At 60.5% G+C, this 15012-nt stretch carries 11 protein-coding genes and 2 pseudogenes; 3 read left to right on the top strand and 10 right to left on the bottom strand.

Features of this window, described 5'->3' with window-relative positions; all coding sequences use genetic code 11:
* The first annotated feature begins 7 nt into the window (after positions 1–7).
* Positions 8–2080 (top strand): recombinase family protein, encoded by a 2073-nt coding sequence (locus CGZ66_RS30690; RefSeq protein WP_245331040.1) that lies wholly within the window; start codon positions 8–10, stop codon positions 2078–2080.
* Positions 2081–2254: 174 nt separating this feature from the next.
* Here the strand turns inward: CGZ66_RS30690 and CGZ66_RS30695 are convergent, their stop codons facing one another.
* The 10 genes and pseudogenes from CGZ66_RS30695 to CGZ66_RS30735 all read right to left on the bottom strand — a co-directional run.
* Positions 2255–3013 carry an amino acid ABC transporter ATP-binding protein gene (locus CGZ66_RS30695; RefSeq protein WP_095090458.1) on the bottom strand — a complete coding sequence of 253 codons (759 nt, stop codon included), beginning with the start codon at positions 3011–3013 and terminating at the stop codon, positions 2255–2257.
* Positions 3000–4112: an amino acid ABC transporter permease gene (locus CGZ66_RS30700; RefSeq protein ID WP_095090459.1), complete on the bottom strand. Its 1113-nt coding sequence runs from the start codon at positions 4110–4112 to the stop codon at positions 3000–3002. The genes CGZ66_RS30695 and CGZ66_RS30700 overlap by 14 nt, the downstream gene beginning before the upstream one ends.
* Positions 4109–5281, bottom strand: a complete 1173-nt coding sequence (locus CGZ66_RS30705) for an ABC transporter permease subunit (RefSeq protein WP_143748902.1) — start codon at positions 5279–5281, stop codon at positions 4109–4111. The genes CGZ66_RS30700 and CGZ66_RS30705 overlap by 4 nt, the downstream gene beginning before the upstream one ends.
* Positions 5282–5348: 67 nt before the next feature.
* Positions 5349–6296 carry a transporter substrate-binding domain-containing protein gene (locus CGZ66_RS30710; RefSeq protein ID WP_167392311.1) on the bottom strand — a complete coding sequence of 316 codons (948 nt, stop codon included), beginning with the start codon at positions 6294–6296 and terminating at the stop codon, positions 5349–5351.
* 322 nt (positions 6297–6618) lie between these two features.
* Positions 6619–7953 carry a D-serine ammonia-lyase gene (locus CGZ66_RS30715; RefSeq protein ID WP_095090462.1) on the bottom strand — a complete coding sequence of 445 codons (1335 nt, stop codon included), beginning with the start codon at positions 7951–7953 and terminating at the stop codon, positions 6619–6621.
* Between the two features lie 103 nt (positions 7954–8056).
* The gene (locus CGZ66_RS30720; protein ID WP_095090463.1) at positions 8057–9535 is read right to left on the bottom strand and encodes an aldehyde dehydrogenase; all 1479 of its coding nucleotides are present in this window, start codon (positions 9533–9535) and stop codon (positions 8057–8059) included.
* A gap of 24 nt (positions 9536–9559) precedes the next feature.
* Positions 9560–10516, bottom strand: a complete 957-nt coding sequence (locus CGZ66_RS30725; RefSeq protein ID WP_206073812.1) for a dihydrodipicolinate synthase family protein — start codon at positions 10514–10516, stop codon at positions 9560–9562.
* A 160-nt stretch (positions 10517–10676) separates the two neighbouring features.
* Positions 10677–11015: a hypothetical protein gene (locus CGZ66_RS39540; protein WP_143748903.1), complete on the bottom strand. Its 339-nt coding sequence runs from the start codon at positions 11013–11015 to the stop codon at positions 10677–10679.
* A 332-nt stretch (positions 11016–11347) separates the two neighbouring features.
* The gene (locus CGZ66_RS30730; RefSeq protein ID WP_095090549.1) at positions 11348–12382 is read right to left on the bottom strand and encodes a proline racemase family protein; all 1035 of its coding nucleotides are present in this window, start codon (positions 12380–12382) and stop codon (positions 11348–11350) included.
* 431 nt (positions 12383–12813) lie between these two features.
* Positions 12814–13591: pseudogene (locus CGZ66_RS30735) on the bottom strand (IS1380 family transposase); the annotation flags it as partial.
* A gap of 83 nt (positions 13592–13674) precedes the next feature.
* Here CGZ66_RS30735 and CGZ66_RS41115 point away from each other — a divergent pair.
* Both CGZ66_RS41115 and CGZ66_RS30745 read left to right on the top strand, forming a co-directional pair.
* Positions 13675–13931, top strand: a pseudogene (locus CGZ66_RS41115) (IS110 family transposase); the annotation flags it as partial.
* A gap of 192 nt (positions 13932–14123) precedes the next feature.
* A complete protein-coding gene (locus CGZ66_RS30745) occupies positions 14124–15005 on the top strand; it encodes a tyrosine-type recombinase/integrase (protein ID WP_095090465.1) in 882 nt (293 codons plus the stop codon).
* The last annotated feature ends 7 nt before the right edge of the window (positions 15006–15012 follow it).

The raw sequence follows: 15012 nt of genomic DNA on the forward strand, positions 1-15012 counted from the left end.
CGAATGTGTGACAGCCGCGCATCGCGGCAAGCTCGCTTATATTTACGTTCGCCAGTCTTCCGTGAACCAGGTGCGGCATCATCAAGAAAGCACGGAGTTGCAGTACCGCCTCGTCGATCGTGCCGTCGCCCTCGGCTGGCCGCATGAACGTGTGCACGTCATCGATGAGGATCTTGGCAAATCGGGGTCCGGGACAGTTGAGCGGGTGGGGTTCAAGAAGCTGATCGCCGAGATCGGGTTGGGCAATGCCGGCCTTGTTATCAGCCTCGACGCTTCGCGGCTTGCCCGCAACAATCGCGACTGGCATCAGCTCCTTGATTTGTGCTCGCTCTTCAGCGTCATCATTGCCGACGGCGAACGTCTTTATGATCCCTGCGCTTACCACGATCGCCTGCTGCTCGGCCTGTCCGGCATCATGAGCGAGGCGGAGCTTCACCAGATCAGGCAGCGCCTCCATCAGGGCGAACGTCAGAAGGCGGCGCGTGGCGAGCTGCGGCTTCCCGTTCCCGCCGGACTGGCCCATGATCGCGCAGGCGGGATTGCTCTCAATCCCGATGAGCAGGTGCAGGCAAGGCTCATCCTTGTCTTCGCCAAATTCCGCGAGCTTCACAGTGCACGGGCCGTGATGCGATACTTGCGAAAGAACGATCTGCCACTGCCTGTGCGTCCACTTATGGGTCCCGCTCCGCACGATATCATGTGGCGCGAGGCCGACAGTTCACGGGTTCTCAGCATTCTCCAAAATCCTGCCTATGCCGGGGCGTATGTTTATGGACGATACCGGGCGGAGGGCGGGCGGGTTCGCCATGATGTCTATCGCCCGAAGACGGTGAAGGTCCCCATCGCGGACTGGGAGGTTTGTCTTCAGTCTGCCCATCCCGGATACATCGACTGGGAGGAATTTATGGAGAATCAGAGACTACTGGCAAACAACATCAACCGCTATAAGGCTGGCCATTCCGGCGTGCCGCGCAAGGGAGCGGCACTGTTGCAGGGTATTGCCGTTTGTGGCCGGTGCGGTCGCCGGATGAGCCTACGCTATAGCGGTCCTGCAGGTAACTATCCCGTCTACACGTGTCGTGCCGACCGCGATCAGGACGGCGGACCGCTATGCCAGGAAGTGCGCGCGCTGCCCGTCGACGCACATGTTGAAAGCATCCTGCTCGACGCTTTGAAGCCGGACAGGATTGCCATCGCCATTGCCGCGCTGGGCCAGATTGAAGAAGAGACACGTCAGCTCGAGCGACAGTGGGCTCTGAGGCGCGAGCGGGCCCGCTATGAGACGGAACGGGCACGGCGCCAATACGACGCGGTGGAGCCCGAGAACCGTCTGGTGGCGCGTTCTCTGGAGCGCGGCTGGGAAGAGAAGCTGCGCGCCGCCGAAGCCGTCGAGCAGGATTACGAACGGTGGCGGTCCGACGAGCCCCTGGTCTTGAGTGAGTCCGACCGCGAGTGTCTTCAAAAGCTGGGCGAAGACCTGCCTGGCATCTGGTATGCCCCTTCAACGACGTCGGCCGAGCGAAAGGGCATCCTGCGTCTCATCATTGACGAGGTCGTCCTCGATCAGAAGCGGTTGCGGGGCCAGGTCTGGTTCAAGATCCTGTGGCAGACCGGGGCAACAAGCGAGCATTCTCTTCAAAGGCGTGTCCACACCTACGCCAACTACATCGATATCGAGAGATTGCGCGAGCGCGTGACGGAGCTGAATGCCGACGGCAAGATGGACAAGGAGATTGCGGCGACGCTGAACGCGGAAGGCTTTGTCGCAGCACGCGGCTGCGCGTTCAAAGGTGAGAATGTCTGGCTTCTGCGGACACGCTGGAGCATTCCCACCGTCAAGATCAACGGGATTGGCGCCAATCCAGCTCGGTGGCCGGATGGAACCTACTCCGTTCAAGGGGCAGCAGCCGCCTTGGGTATCACACCGCAGGTTATCTTCGACTATCTCGCCCGCGGATGGGTCACGGGGCGTCAGCTCACGAAAGGCCAGCCATGGCAAATCGAACTCTCGGACAACCAGATCAGCACGCTGCGGGCGCGCATCGCACGCAACAGGCGATCAAGGAAGGAGGCATCATGACAACTTCGGTGATCCCGCCATGACGCTCGCCGCGGTCGATCGCCTCGTCCATCACGCGACAATGACTGGTCGAAATGGCGGCCCTTGAATATCTGAAGGTCTCCGGCGAAACAAAACCGAAGCCAATGCCATGCTGCGGGGTTACCAAAACTTTGCACACATCCGTTCATGCAACTAATGCCCGGAGATCTGCCGGACGAACAATTGCGCACGTGGATGTTGTGGCGCGGCGAAAAATTCCTGCGGCTTTGAAACTTCCACAATCTTGCCGTCGGCCATGAACACGACGAGGTCGGCAACTCGCTTGGCGAATCCCATTTCGTGCGTGACGCAGATCATTGTCACGCCCTCCTCGGCCAGGGAGACCATCGTGTCCAGGACCTCGGAAACCATTTCCGGGTCGAGGGCCGAGGTCGGCTCGTCGAACAAGAGCACTGTCGGGTTCATGCACAGCGCCCGCGCGATTGCGGCGCGCTGCTGCTGTCCGCCCGACAGTTGCGGCGGATAGCAGGTCGCCTTTTCGCCGATCTTAACCTTTTCCAGGTGCTTGATCGCGATCGCTTCCGCATCCTGCTCGCTGAGCTTCTTCACCAGACGCGGCGCAAGCGTGCAGTTCTCCAGCACCGTCAGATGCGGAAACAGGTTGAAGTGCTGGAACACCATTCCGACCTGGCCGTTAAGCCGCTCGCTCGCGGCCTTGCCGGACTGCCTTTCCTTGTCGACTACGAAGAGTGTTCCCTCCTGATGGTCCTCGAGACGGGCGATGCAACGGATCAAGGTCGACTTTCCAGAGCCCGACGGACCGCACAGCACAATCTTCTGGCCTTTACTGACATCCAGGCTGACATCGACCAACGCCGGAAAATCGCCATACCACTTGCCAAGATGGCTCACGGATATGATGGGGGTCGAGTTGATGTCATATTCTGGCATTTTTCGTCCTTCGCTCCAGATAAGCACCATACCTCGATAGGCTGAATACAGTAATGAAATATATCATGCCGATGAAAATATATACTTCCTTGAAATAGGGATACCATTCGCCGGCTCCGTATGCTGCTTGACCGGATGCCAATATATCGAAGAAACCGACGATCGTGATGATTGAGGTTTCCTTGAACGCAATCGCGAACTGGCTGACCGTCGCCGGCAATGCTTTGTGAAAGGCCTGCGGTAGTGAAATGTAGAACAAGCTCTGCCATTTCCCCAGGCCGAGCACGCGGGCGGCCTCAGCCTGCCCCTCGGAAACGCCCTGCATGCCGCCTCTGATGATTTCAGCCTGGTAGGCCGCGAAGAACAGCGCGTAGCCGATCACCACCCTGGTCAGCTTGTCGCCTTGGAGCATCTCGGGGAGCGCCAACGGCGCCACCACTGCCGCCGTGAACAGAATGGCCAGCAGCGGGATCGCCCTAAGGAGATCGATCAGCCCGGCCGAGAGCTTGGCGATGACGAAGATATGCGAGCGACGCCCAATCATGAGCAATATTGCCAAAGGCATGCCGATAACGGTTTGGGCCGAGAAGACAAACAGCGTGAGCGACAATCCGCCCCAGCGGTCGGTTGTCACTTTCGCCAGACCGAAGACGCCGCCATACATGAGCAGCAGATACGCGGCGAAGCCGGCGACCCAGCAGACGATGACCCTCCTCGCTGTCCAGCATGCCGGCAGGCAGGACAAAAAGGCGACGACCACGATGACTAACGATGCGAGCGCCGACCTCCACTGGTCATCATAGGGATAGAGGCCGAAAAGGATGATCCTGAAGCGCGCGGCGATGACCGACCAGCATGCGCCGACTGCGACCTTGCATTGTTCGACGTCATCAGCGCGCCAGACGCTTTCCAGGAAGGTCCAGTCGAGCACCCACCACACGAGATAAGCAATCGGGACGGCAAAGATGGCCGTCCCGATGATCCTGGGCCAGCTTCCGAAAAGCTCCGTGCCGATCACCGACAAGGCTGACGGCGCTTCGGGCGGACGCCTTTCCTGCACTGGGACTGTGGACGGGTGGGCGACAAAAGTGGCGCTCATCGTACGGAAGCTCCGCTCTTGTTTACTACTCTGTTGAGGACGTTCATCCCGACGGAGATGACGCCGTTGAGGACGAGGAACCCGATGAGGAGAATGACGATCAGCTCGATGGTGTGGGCGGTCTGATTGATCGACGTCGATACGACCATGAAGAAGTCAGTGAACCCGACCGCAATGCCGAGCGTCGTCGCCTTCATCAGCCAGACATACTGGTTGGACAGCATGGGGATCATGATCCGCACCGCTTGTGGCAAATGGACGTAGAAGAAACTTTGCCAGGGCGACAGGCCGAGCACCTTGGCCGCCTCAAGCGTGCCGCGGGGAACGGCGTTCAGTCCTCCCCTCACCACCTCGCCGATGAAGGCTCCCCCATAGACCGCTATTCCCAAGAACATCGACATCAGTTCGGGAGCTATCGTCAGGCCGCCGACGAAGTTCAGCCCCTGCCGCTCGGGAATACTCAGCCATTCGGCCGCAGGCCGGCCGGCGAGGTTAAAGGCCAGGAGAAACACAATCACTGCCGCCACAGCCATTAGCCCGACAAGATACCTTCGGCGATCGGAACCCGGCTTGACGGCGCACATGGCCGCCAGGATGAAGCAAAGTGTCAACCCCAATGCGACACACACATTACCGAGGATGCCGATATTGATGATCGGGACGAACACACCGCGCGAAGACAGGAAGAAAAGGTCCCCGAAGTTGATGGCGCGCGACGTCACGGGGGCGTTGATGAGCAGCAGGTATATGAAGATGATCTGCAGGATCAGCGGGATGTTTCGCGTGGCCTCGACATAGAAGGTTCCCGACCATCGCAGCAAAGGGTGGTTCGATGCACGCGCGGCTCCCACGACAAGCCCGAAAAAGCTCGCCGTTATCAAACACGCCAAGCCGAGAAGGATCGTGTTTAGATAGCCCAGGAAGAGAACCCTGACATACGAATCGTTGATCGTATAGGGCAGCGGAGAAAAGGCGATGTCCCAGCCGGTAGAGCGAAACAGGAAATCGTATCCGGCGGTCAGGCCCTGCGCCGTGAGGTTGCTGTGGATTTGCCACAGAATCGATACGAAGGCAAAAAAAACTGCCGCGAATACGAAGAACTGAACGACGACATTCGATGTGCTGCGCCGGCCATCCATCAATGAAAACTCCGGGACTTCATCGGTCAAACTTCACCCAAGAACCGGACCCGAATAGTCGGGCCCGGCAGGTCCGCCGCTGCGGCCTTGGGAGATCTTAGTCGAGGATCCATGGGAAGAAGACGCCGCCATCCTTCCACTCGCGGTTGATGCCGCGCGGGATCTTGTAAGGCGAACCGTCGCCGAGGTTGTGATCATAGACCTCGCCGATATTACCGACCTGCTTGATTACGTTATACACCCAGTCATCCGAAAGACCGACGCGGGCGCCAATGCCGGGCGTGGCGCCGAGCAACTTGGCGATCGTGGCATCCGTCGGCTTGGCCTTCGCCTCATCGACGTTCTTGGAGGTGATGCCGTAGTCTTCGGCAAGCCTCATCGAGGAGAACATCCAGTTGATCAGGTTCAGCCAGTCATCGTCGCCACGGCGAACTGCAGCCGCCAGCGGCTCGAGGGTGATGACATCCGGGAGGATGGTATAGTCGTTCGGATGGCTCGACGACCGCGCCGCCACGGCGAGGACCGGCGCCGCGTCGACGAGGCTGTCACAGCGGCCGGCGAAGAACGCAGCGGACACTTCTTCCGACTTCTCGAACGTGACCAACTTCACGTTGATGTTGTGGCCCTTGAAGAAGTTGGCGGCCAAAGCCTCCGTCGAAGTGCCGGCCGGAACGCAGAGCGTGCCGCCGTCCAGCCCCTTCGCATCGATGATGTTGAGGCTCTTCCGAACCATGATGCTCGTAGGCGAAACGAAGTAAGGCGTCGAGAAGCTCAGGCCAAGCTCCGTATTGCGGGACATGGTCAGACCAGTGCCCTTGATGATCACGTCGACGTCGCCCGACTGCAGGGACGGAAAGCGCTGAGCCCAACTCAGGGGCACGATCTTCAGGTTCTTGTCCGATCCGAAGATCGCGACGGTGAGCGCACGGCAGAAGTCGATGTCCTGACCCTTCCAGTTGCCCTTGTCGTCGACTTCGGCGAAAGGCGGGTAGCTGCCGTTGTGGCCGGGGCAAAGCAGCTCGCCGCGCGCCTTGATCGCTTTCAAGGTGTCGCCGCCGGCGGCGGATGCAGCCGTCGAACACGACCCCGCGGCTAAAGCCAGAAGGCCCGCTGTAATCAGCCCAAAAAGTCCGGATCCATGCCTCATCAAGTGGTTCCCCTTTGGTTAGCATCCCACTCGAATAATTAACGACATTATGTCGACAGTCAAGCGCGACGCTAGCAAATTTTCGTGACAGATGCGCCTTTCAGGTCTTTTGCGCTTACCAACGATTCGCTATCCGCCTGCGATCATGCGGGCGGATGACGAAAACGAGTCGCCTAGGCCCGTCGTCAACCATCCTTCCCTACAACGCCAAGCCTACTCACTACTTCCAGCCGTTGGCCAGCACGCTCACCTGGCCGCGGAAGGCCTCTGCCCGTTCGTAAAGCAATTGCCATTCGGCGGCCGGTACCAGCGAGCCGCCTGTCGTCCACGAAATGTGCGTCGCGTTCGGCAAAGTCCGTCCAAGCCCCTGCGCCTGGACGTAACGGCGGCCTTCCTCGGTCGCGGTCAGGAAGAGCGGACCGAGGAAGGCAATGGCCGCCGAAGGCTCGACCTGGAGGCCTTCGGAGTCCCGCACGGAGAGCATCATGTCCAGCATGTGGCCGTCGTTTGCGGTGTAGATGCCGGAGACCTTGTCGGCCATCAGCGGCGCGACGAACGGAGACGCGTTGCCCACGGCCAGGCCGTCCGCCTCCGTCACGTTATCGAGACCGACATCGTACACCGACACGCTCCGGTGAACGCCAATCAGCAACTGAAGGAGCATGCAGGGCGAAGCAGAAGGCTCGGCCCAGAAGCAATGTACGTTCTTTCCGAAAAGCGACTTCAGTCCGTAGGTGATCCCGCCGGGCGCGCCGCCCACGCCGCAAGGCACATAGACGAACAGCGGATGATCGTTATCGACGATAATCCGCCGCTCCTCAAGTTGCGAAGCCAGTTCGGCTGCGGCGGCGCCATAGCCGGCAAACAGGTCTATCGAATGCTCGTCGTCGACGAAGTGGCAGTTCGGGTCGGCTTCGGCGGCTTGGCGCCCCTGCTGGACGGCGATCGAATAGTCTCCGGCATGCTCGACGACCTCGACGCCATTGGCGCGCAGGAGCTTCTTCTTCCAGGTCTTGGCGTCGCGCGACATGTGCACGACGGTGCGGAAGCCGAGGCTGGATGCGATCATGCCCACGCTTAGGCCGAGATTGCCCGTGCTGCCGACAACGACCGAATAGCCCAGAAAGACGGAACGCGCGTCCGGGTGCGTATAGTTCGGCCGCTCCGGGGACGTCCGGGCGAGACCGTTCTCAGCCGCCACCCGTTCTGCGAAGGCGAACACCTCGTTGAACCCTCCCCGCGCCTTGATCGATCCGGCAATTGGCAGGGAATGGTCAGCCTTGACGAGCCAGCGTGGGATGTTCCAGCGCTTTGCGAGAGCTTCGGCGGCAAGAAGCGGGGATTCGACGACGCCGGCCAGGCCGCGCGTCATCGGAAAAGCCTGCTGTAGATGGTAGCGGGCATCGCGCAAACGCCGCTGCGCGCTTGCGATATCGTTCCGATACGCATCGCCGTCATGCGATTGCGCCAAGGCCGGGTTGATCCAAAAGACCGGCTTCCGCGCCGAGAGCCGTGCGAGGAGCCTGTCTTTCTCTTGGCTTATCTCGTCGATCATACGGTACCCCTGACGCGAATGCTTCCGATCCCGGTCAGGAATGACTGGCCGGGGCCGGCCCCGACGGCCCTCCTCTGACGTCCATCCGGATTCCTGCGCCCAACTAGCGCAGTTGCATCCAGATGGCCTTTGTTTCGGTATACTGGTCGTGGGCGGCGAAGCCCTTGTCCTTCCCGCCGAAGCCGGATTCCTTGTAGCCGCCGAACGGCACCGCGAAATCGCCTTCGGAATAGCAGTTGACCGAGACGGTGCCGGCACGGATAGAACGTGCGATCAGGTGCGCTCGGTTGAGATCGTTCGTATAGAGCGACGCCGCCAAACCGTAATTGGTATCGTTCGCGATGCGGACGGCTTCGGCGTCGTCACGGACGCTGATGACTGACAGGACGGGACCGAAAATCTCGTCGCGCGCGACCACCATGTCGTTCGTCACGCCTTCGAAGATGGTCGGCTCGATGAAGTAGCCGCCGGTGCCCTGCAATACCTGATTGCCGCCGAGTGTCAGCTTCGCGCCCTCGGATTGGCCCTTCTCGATATAAGAGAGGACCTTCTGCATGTGCGGCTCCTCGATCAGCGCGCCGATCTTGGTAGCGGAATCCAGCGGGTCTCCGACCTTCCAGGTCTTGATAGTTTCCTTAAGCTTCGCAAGCAGAGGTTCGCGGATTTTCTCGGAGACGATCAGGCGCGTGCCGGCGGAGCAGTTCTCCCCTTGGCAAAACAGGAACCCGGTCGCAATCTGCTCGACCACCGGGGTGAAGTCGTTCACGTCATCAAGGACGATGGCCGGGCTCTTGCCGCCACATTCCAAGACAATACGCTTCATGTTCGAATCGGCGGCGTATTTCAGGAAGTAGCGGCCGACCTCGCCGGAACCCGTGAAGCTGATGCAGTCGACATCCATGTGCAGGCCGAGCGCGCGGCCCGCGGTCGGGCCCATGCCCGGCACGACGTTGAGCACGCCTTCCGGAAGACCCGCTTCGGCGCCGATGGCCGCAAGGCGGAGCATCGAAAGCGAGGTCAGTTCCGCCGGCTTGATGACGATGGAATTGCCAGTAGCCAGCGCAGGCGCAATCTTCCACATGGCGACGAACAGCGGGAAGTTCCACGGCAGGACCGCGCCGACGACTCCGACTGGCTCGCGCACGATCATGGAAACGATGTCGAGCGGGGCTGGAGACATCTGGTCGTAGAGTTTGTCCGTCGCCTCAGCATGCCAGCGCAGGGTCTCGATGCTGTCGGGAAGATCGACGTTGCGGGAATCGTTCAGAGGTTTCCCGCAGTCGAGGGTCTCAATCAGGGCAAGCTCTTCGATGTTTTTTTCGATCAGCTCGGCGAAGCGCAGCAGCGTCTTCTTGCGGTAGCGCGGCGTTTGGCGCGACCACGACCCACTTTCGAACGCAGCGCGCGCGGCTGCGACAGCCCTGTCGATGTCGGCTTCATCGCCAGAGGAAACCTGCGCTAGTTCCTTGCCCGTGGCAGGGTTGAAGGTCGCAAACGTTTCGCCGCGTTCGGTGCTGCGATAGTCGCCGTTGATGAACGGGCGGGTCTCGAAGGTCGCTGGGATCTTGATTTTGACGGTCATATTATGTCCTCAACCGGCTCTTATTTAGTTTACCCAGGAGGCGATGTTCTGCGACTTGAGCTCTTCGTAGAGCTTGCGGAACTTGGAGCGCTCGGCATCGGACAGGCCGATCAGCGGCGCGCGGACATCGCCGATCGGAAAGCCAGCAAGCGAAGCACCGTATTTGACGTACTGGTTGAACTTGCCTCCATTCTCCAGCAAATAGATCAAAGGCATCATCGCCTTCATCAGCTTACGCCCCAGCAGGAAGTCTTCCTTCTCCACGCACGCAATATAGAGGGCAACGTGTTCTGCCGGCAGGAAGTTGGAAGCACCGGCGATCCAGGAGCGCGTGCCCCACAGGAATTGATCGAGGACCTGATCATCGAAACCGCAGACGCGTTGCAGTTCGGGATAGAGCACCATATGCTGGTAATAGCGTGAGATCGAACCGCTCGATTCCTTGATGGCAAAGATCTTCTTGATATCGAGGACGCCCTCGAGGAACTCCTTATCCATGTCCACGCCGGTGCGAGCAGGGAAATTATAGAGGATAATCGGCAGTGATGTGCTCTTGGCGATGTTGCGGAAATGCTCAATAAGTTCCGACTTGCCCGGCAGGGAGTAAGGCGGAGCCGCGAGCAATTGCGCCCCGTAGCCTAGACCTTCGGCGTACTTCGTGACCTCAATCGTCTCCTCGGGCCGCATGCTGTTGGCCCCGACGTAAAGCGGGATGCGGCCCCTCACGATCTCGGCCACGCGCGCCAGGACGGCTTTCCGTTCCTCGAGGGTCTGGGAATAGTATTCACCGGTGGAGCCGCCGGGGATGATGGCATGCACGCCGTTGGAGATGAGAAACTCAACCAGCTTGTCCAAAGCCTTAAGATCCAGACGGCCGCTGTCATCATAGGGGGTAGCGAGGGCCGTCAGGATGCCGCTCAGTTGAGGTATCTGCATTTCAAATCTCCATCCATCCATATGAAGGCACAGTGGAATAACCATGCGAGAGGGCGTCTCGCGTGGGCTTAGCTTCGGTCAACTCTGCTTAATGTCGACATATTGTCGTTTATATGTTTTTGTCAACGGGTTTTCGATGGGTCCGCACCTTACAACGTGGAGATTCACCCGTGACCTCAGACTTGCCTACCGGACGGGCGCCTCATCATCGGCACTTCCAAACATAAGCACTCTCATCAAGTACCATCCCTTCGCTGGCCAGCCTGGCAGGCGCGTCGCGTAATCCACGATGTCGTCCTTGAGGGCGGCAGGGCACAGCGAAAAGCGTTCGATTCCCTCGTGGCGCACGTTCCGGAGTAGACGCCTGCGGAGACGTGGAGATCAGGTCGATGAGGTGTCCGCGCTGCCGCGTGAACACGCCGCGCCGCAGATTGCCTATCAGTTGCATCAGCCCTGTGAAGGTCGTCGATACGGCTTTGGCGATCTCGCTGTTAAAGTAAAGGGGCTCGGCCGACACGATCACCCCGGCATCGTAGACCGGCACGCGCTAGCCAATCTCTTTGATCAGGCTGGCCAGCCGGTCACCGTTACGGCAGGCTCCAACGAAGCTCAGCCCCGACACCGCTGAAAGGCGGCAGCTTGCTGCTTCCCTTCGCCCATCGCCGCGCTCGGTTATTCCCATACGACGACCGGAAGAGCTGCCGCTCCTACAAGTGCGTGCCGAGGAAGCCTCCGCCGAGCAACTGGCGCAGAGCACGCCGCCCAGTTCAAGGGGAACTTTCTTCAATTTCTGGAGCGATCCATCACTTCAAAAGTCAAGATCGTGACGTCCTGAACAGGGTCCCGGCCGCATACCAAGGACGAGGCTTCGCGACATTACTTGAGCAGGTCGAAGGCGTCACCCCAGCAATCGGACACCATGTAACCAAGCTGGTAGGGGTCGGTCGGGTCGACGCCGATTTGATGGATGCCGTGAATCCAACCGCGCCCGGAAATCCGAGGCAATATGCCGGGCTTGCCAGCCACCTTGGTCGTTCCGATGATCGAGACCTCGAACTCGCTGTCGATGATCGAGCGCGCGATCCGCTTCTCGCCTTCGGCGAACTGGCCGCGCGCATACATGGCCGCGAGCCGTGCGCTGTTGCCCGTGCCGCATGGCGAACGGTCGACGCGGCCCGGGGGGACGACCGTGACGCCTTTCATCCGGCCCTCGTCGTCGTAGCCGACGAACATCGTGTAGGACAGCCCGCTCAGACTGGCTATCTCGGGATGCCGGACGTCGAGCTGGATGTCGATGGCCCGCTGGACACGGCAGCCGATATCGACCAGCTTCCTGGCATTCTCCGTCGTGAGCTTCAGGCCGAACTGCTCGGGATTTATGAGCCCGTAGAAGATGCCACCATAGGAAATGTCCACCACCACCTTGCCAAGACCTTGGACATCCACCTCGGCGTCCAGCAGCAGCGGAAACGACGGCGGCATGTCGAGGGTGACGCGCTCGCACTTCCCGTTTGAGCATTTGGCAACTGCCTTAACGAGGCCGGCCGCGGTTTCGATTGTGACAACCGTCTCGGGCTCCTTCATCTCGACCATGCCGGTCTCAAGAAGCACCGTGACGAGGCAGATGCTGTTGGAGCCGGACATGGCATGCGCCTTGTCGCCCTGCAGGATAATGAAGGCGACGTCGGCCTCGGGATGCACCGGCGGCAATAGGAGATTCGTGCTCATCTGCGCGCATCCCCTGGGCTCGTTCACCAGGAAGCGGCGCAGCCGGTCGTCAACGTTGTTTATGTATAGCAATTTGTCGAGGATGGTCTTGCCCGGAATCGATAGGACACCGCCGGTGACGACACGACCGACGTCTCCTTCGGCGTGTGCTTCCACCATCGTGAAGGTCTTGTTCCAGTGCATTTGGTTCCTCAGACTGGCGAACACCACAGCTGCGCAGAGGACAAGCGGAGATACCACGTTTGTCTACATAATGACGACAATTCGCTTTCAGCCGTTCAGTTACCAGACCGCGGCGCATATTTCAAGAGGGCGCTTACGGAGCCGCTCTGCGGCAGCACATTCTTCGGACGCCTGGTCGGCGGCAGTATGTGGGCACCGGCCACGGGAAGGCCGGCCGGCTCTGCACCTCAGCTTTTCGAGGTATCGAGATATTGCTAGCCCGCTTGATGCACGGCGCTGACCGTTCGGCGGCCTGAGGCGGCTCTCTGGTTGCCTTTGCGGTGGCTTTTCACAATGTTCATCAGGCGCCGGCGGTGATCCGTCGTGATGGAAGGCGGGGGTTTGCAGGTTGCGGTCGGCGGGTTTGTTTCGGGGCGTCTGCGCCCCGTCGGCTACGTCACGAGCCGCGCAATGCGATCGAGGACGATGCGCAGGATGCGCTGGTGCGGGCAGGAGGTCGGCAGGTGCAGGCGGATTTGCGTCTTCATCTCGACCACCCGAGCGGCGATTTTGATGAGGCGCAAACGCAGCGTGTCGAATTGGGCGACGGCAAAGCTGGAGCGCTTCGGCATCGCGGCCCGCAAGCCCCACATCAACCGGTAAGCACCGGCATGCAGGAAGAGCCGGAACTGGTTGGCCGTCGCTCTTGTGCAGGAGGTGCGGTCGGCGGCGAGATGCGTCTTCCACGACTTGATATGGTTCTCGGCCGCTCCGCGCCGGCAGTAGAGATCCTCGTAGAGCGCCTTGGCCGAGCCACTTGCAAGGTTGGTGACGATGGCGCTCGACGCGGCTCCAACTGGCGGCGCCATCCAGGAACTCCTTGAAGCGGCGGACCTTGCCCGTCTTGGCCGACGCTTCGAAGCGCGCCATCGTGCTGGTTTCCAGGTCCTCGACATGCTTGCGCAAGGTCGTGGTGGGCGCCAGGCCGAGGATGAAGTCGACATCGTTGGCGCGGCACCAGTCGATGACCTGCGGGCTGCAGTAATGCCCGTCGGCCCGGATAAGGATGCCGGTGTTCGGCCAGTTGCTCCGGACCGCCCGCACCAGGCGGCGCAGGTGTGGGCGGATTTCAGCCCCGCTCGGCCGCTTCGCTGGTCGCAGGACCGCACCGACGAACCGGCCGTCGCCATCGAACACAACAATCGGCTGGAAGCCGTATTCGTCGTAATGATGAGGTGGAACGACCCGCTACCGCAGCATCAGAGTGCTAAAACGTGGTCGTTTATTCAACGCCACAAAATAGGAGCCGTTCCGTGAAGCATATTACCACTATCGGGCTGGATTTGGCCAAGCAAGTTTTTCAGATTCAACGCCGCTGACGTCGAGGGGACTCCAATCGTCAGCCTGGAAGCTCCGCCGTGCCGAGGTGTTGCGGTTCTTCGAGAAGCAGCCAACGTGTCTGGTCGGCATCGAGGCCTGCGGGGGTGCGCATTACTGGGCGCGCGAGATCGCGGCACTTGGTCATGAAGTGCGGTTGATCCCGCCGGCCTATGTCAAACCGTTTGTGAAGTTATGCTCACCTCGCCATAACTTCACTAGGACTAACCCGCTCCGCCACGGCGGAGCGGCAAGGGGGTGTACGCCGACGGCGCGGTCTTGATGGCGTCCTCTGTCGTGCCGGTCAGGCGTTCAATAGGAGCTCCAACTGCGCGAGCATGGGGTGGCTGCTTGCAGCCCATTCCATCGGACAAAGGAGCTTGTCATGACCCAACTTCGGCAACGCATGAGCGAGGACATGCAGGTGCGCAACTTCGCGCTCAACACCCAGCTCTCCTATCTGCAACAGGTGTCGCTGTTCGCCCGCCACTTCGGCAAGTCGCCGGACGTGCTCGGGCGCGAGGACATTCGGACCTATCAGGTCTATCTGACCAACGAGAAGAAGCTGGCGTCCGGTTCGATCCACACCGCCATCGCTGCGCTGCGCTTTCTCTACAGTGTGACGCTCGAAAGGGACTGGGCGCCTGAAGAGGTCCTCCCGTTCCCCAAGAAGCCGCAGAAGCTGCCGGTCATCCTCAGCCCCGAGGAAGTTCAGCAATTCCTCGGCTGCGTCCTCAACGTCAAACACCACGCCATCCTGACCACCTGCTATGCCGCCGGCTTGCGCATCTCGGAGGCGGTTCAGCTGAAGACCACGGACATCGACAGCCAGAGAATGGTCATCCGCGTCGAGCAGGGCAAAGGCCAGAAGGACCGCTACGTGATGTTGTCGCCCAAGCTGCTGGAGATCCTGCGCAGCTATTGGAAGGTGCGCCGGCCAGAGGCGTGGCTCTTCCCCGGCGATCGTGCCGGCCAGCCGATCACCAGGGATGCGGTGGGACAAGCCTGCGCGAAAGCGCGCGACCTCTCCCGCTTGCCCAAACCGGTCACGCCGCACAGTCTGCGGCACGCCTTTGCCATCCATCTATTGGAGGCCGGCGCCGACGTGCGCACCATTCAACTGCTGCTCGGTCACCGCAGCCTCGCGACCACCGCCCATTACCTGCGGATTGCCACCAACAAGGTCTGCGCCACGTCGAGCCCGTACGAGCTCTTACCGCGTCCGGCCCCCACCCCGCCGCCGCCGGCCAAGCCTCAGTACTTCTGAGCTCAAG

The organism is Mesorhizobium sophorae, assembly GCF_002270415.1.
Taxonomy (GTDB): domain Bacteria; phylum Pseudomonadota; class Alphaproteobacteria; order Rhizobiales; family Rhizobiaceae; genus Mesorhizobium; species Mesorhizobium sophorae.

What these genes read in the sequence shown, in the direction of transcription:
- CGZ66_RS30700 (WP_095090459.1), bottom strand. Translation starts at nt 4,112, where the DNA reads ATGAGCGCCACTTTTGTCGCCCACCCGTCCACAGTCCCAGTGCAGGAA.
- CGZ66_RS30695 (WP_095090458.1), bottom strand. Translation starts at nt 3,013, where the DNA reads ATGCCAGAATATGACATCAACTCGACCCCCATCATATCCGTGAGCCAT.
- CGZ66_RS30720 (WP_095090463.1), bottom strand. Translation starts at nt 9,535, where the DNA reads ATGACCGTCAAAATCAAGATCCCAGCGACCTTCGAGACCCGCCCGTTC.
- CGZ66_RS30715 (WP_095090462.1), bottom strand. Translation starts at nt 7,953, where the DNA reads ATGATCGACGAGATAAGCCAAGAGAAAGACAGGCTCCTCGCACGGCTC.
- CGZ66_RS30730 (WP_095090549.1), bottom strand. Translation starts at nt 12,382, where the DNA reads ATGCACTGGAACAAGACCTTCACGATGGTGGAAGCACACGCCGAAGGA.
- CGZ66_RS30725 (WP_206073812.1), bottom strand. Translation starts at nt 10,516, where the DNA reads ATGGTTATTCCACTGTGCCTTCATATGGATGGATGGAGATTTGAAATG.
- CGZ66_RS30745 (WP_095090465.1), top strand. Translation starts at nt 14,124, where the DNA reads ATGACCCAACTTCGGCAACGCATGAGCGAGGACATGCAGGTGCGCAAC.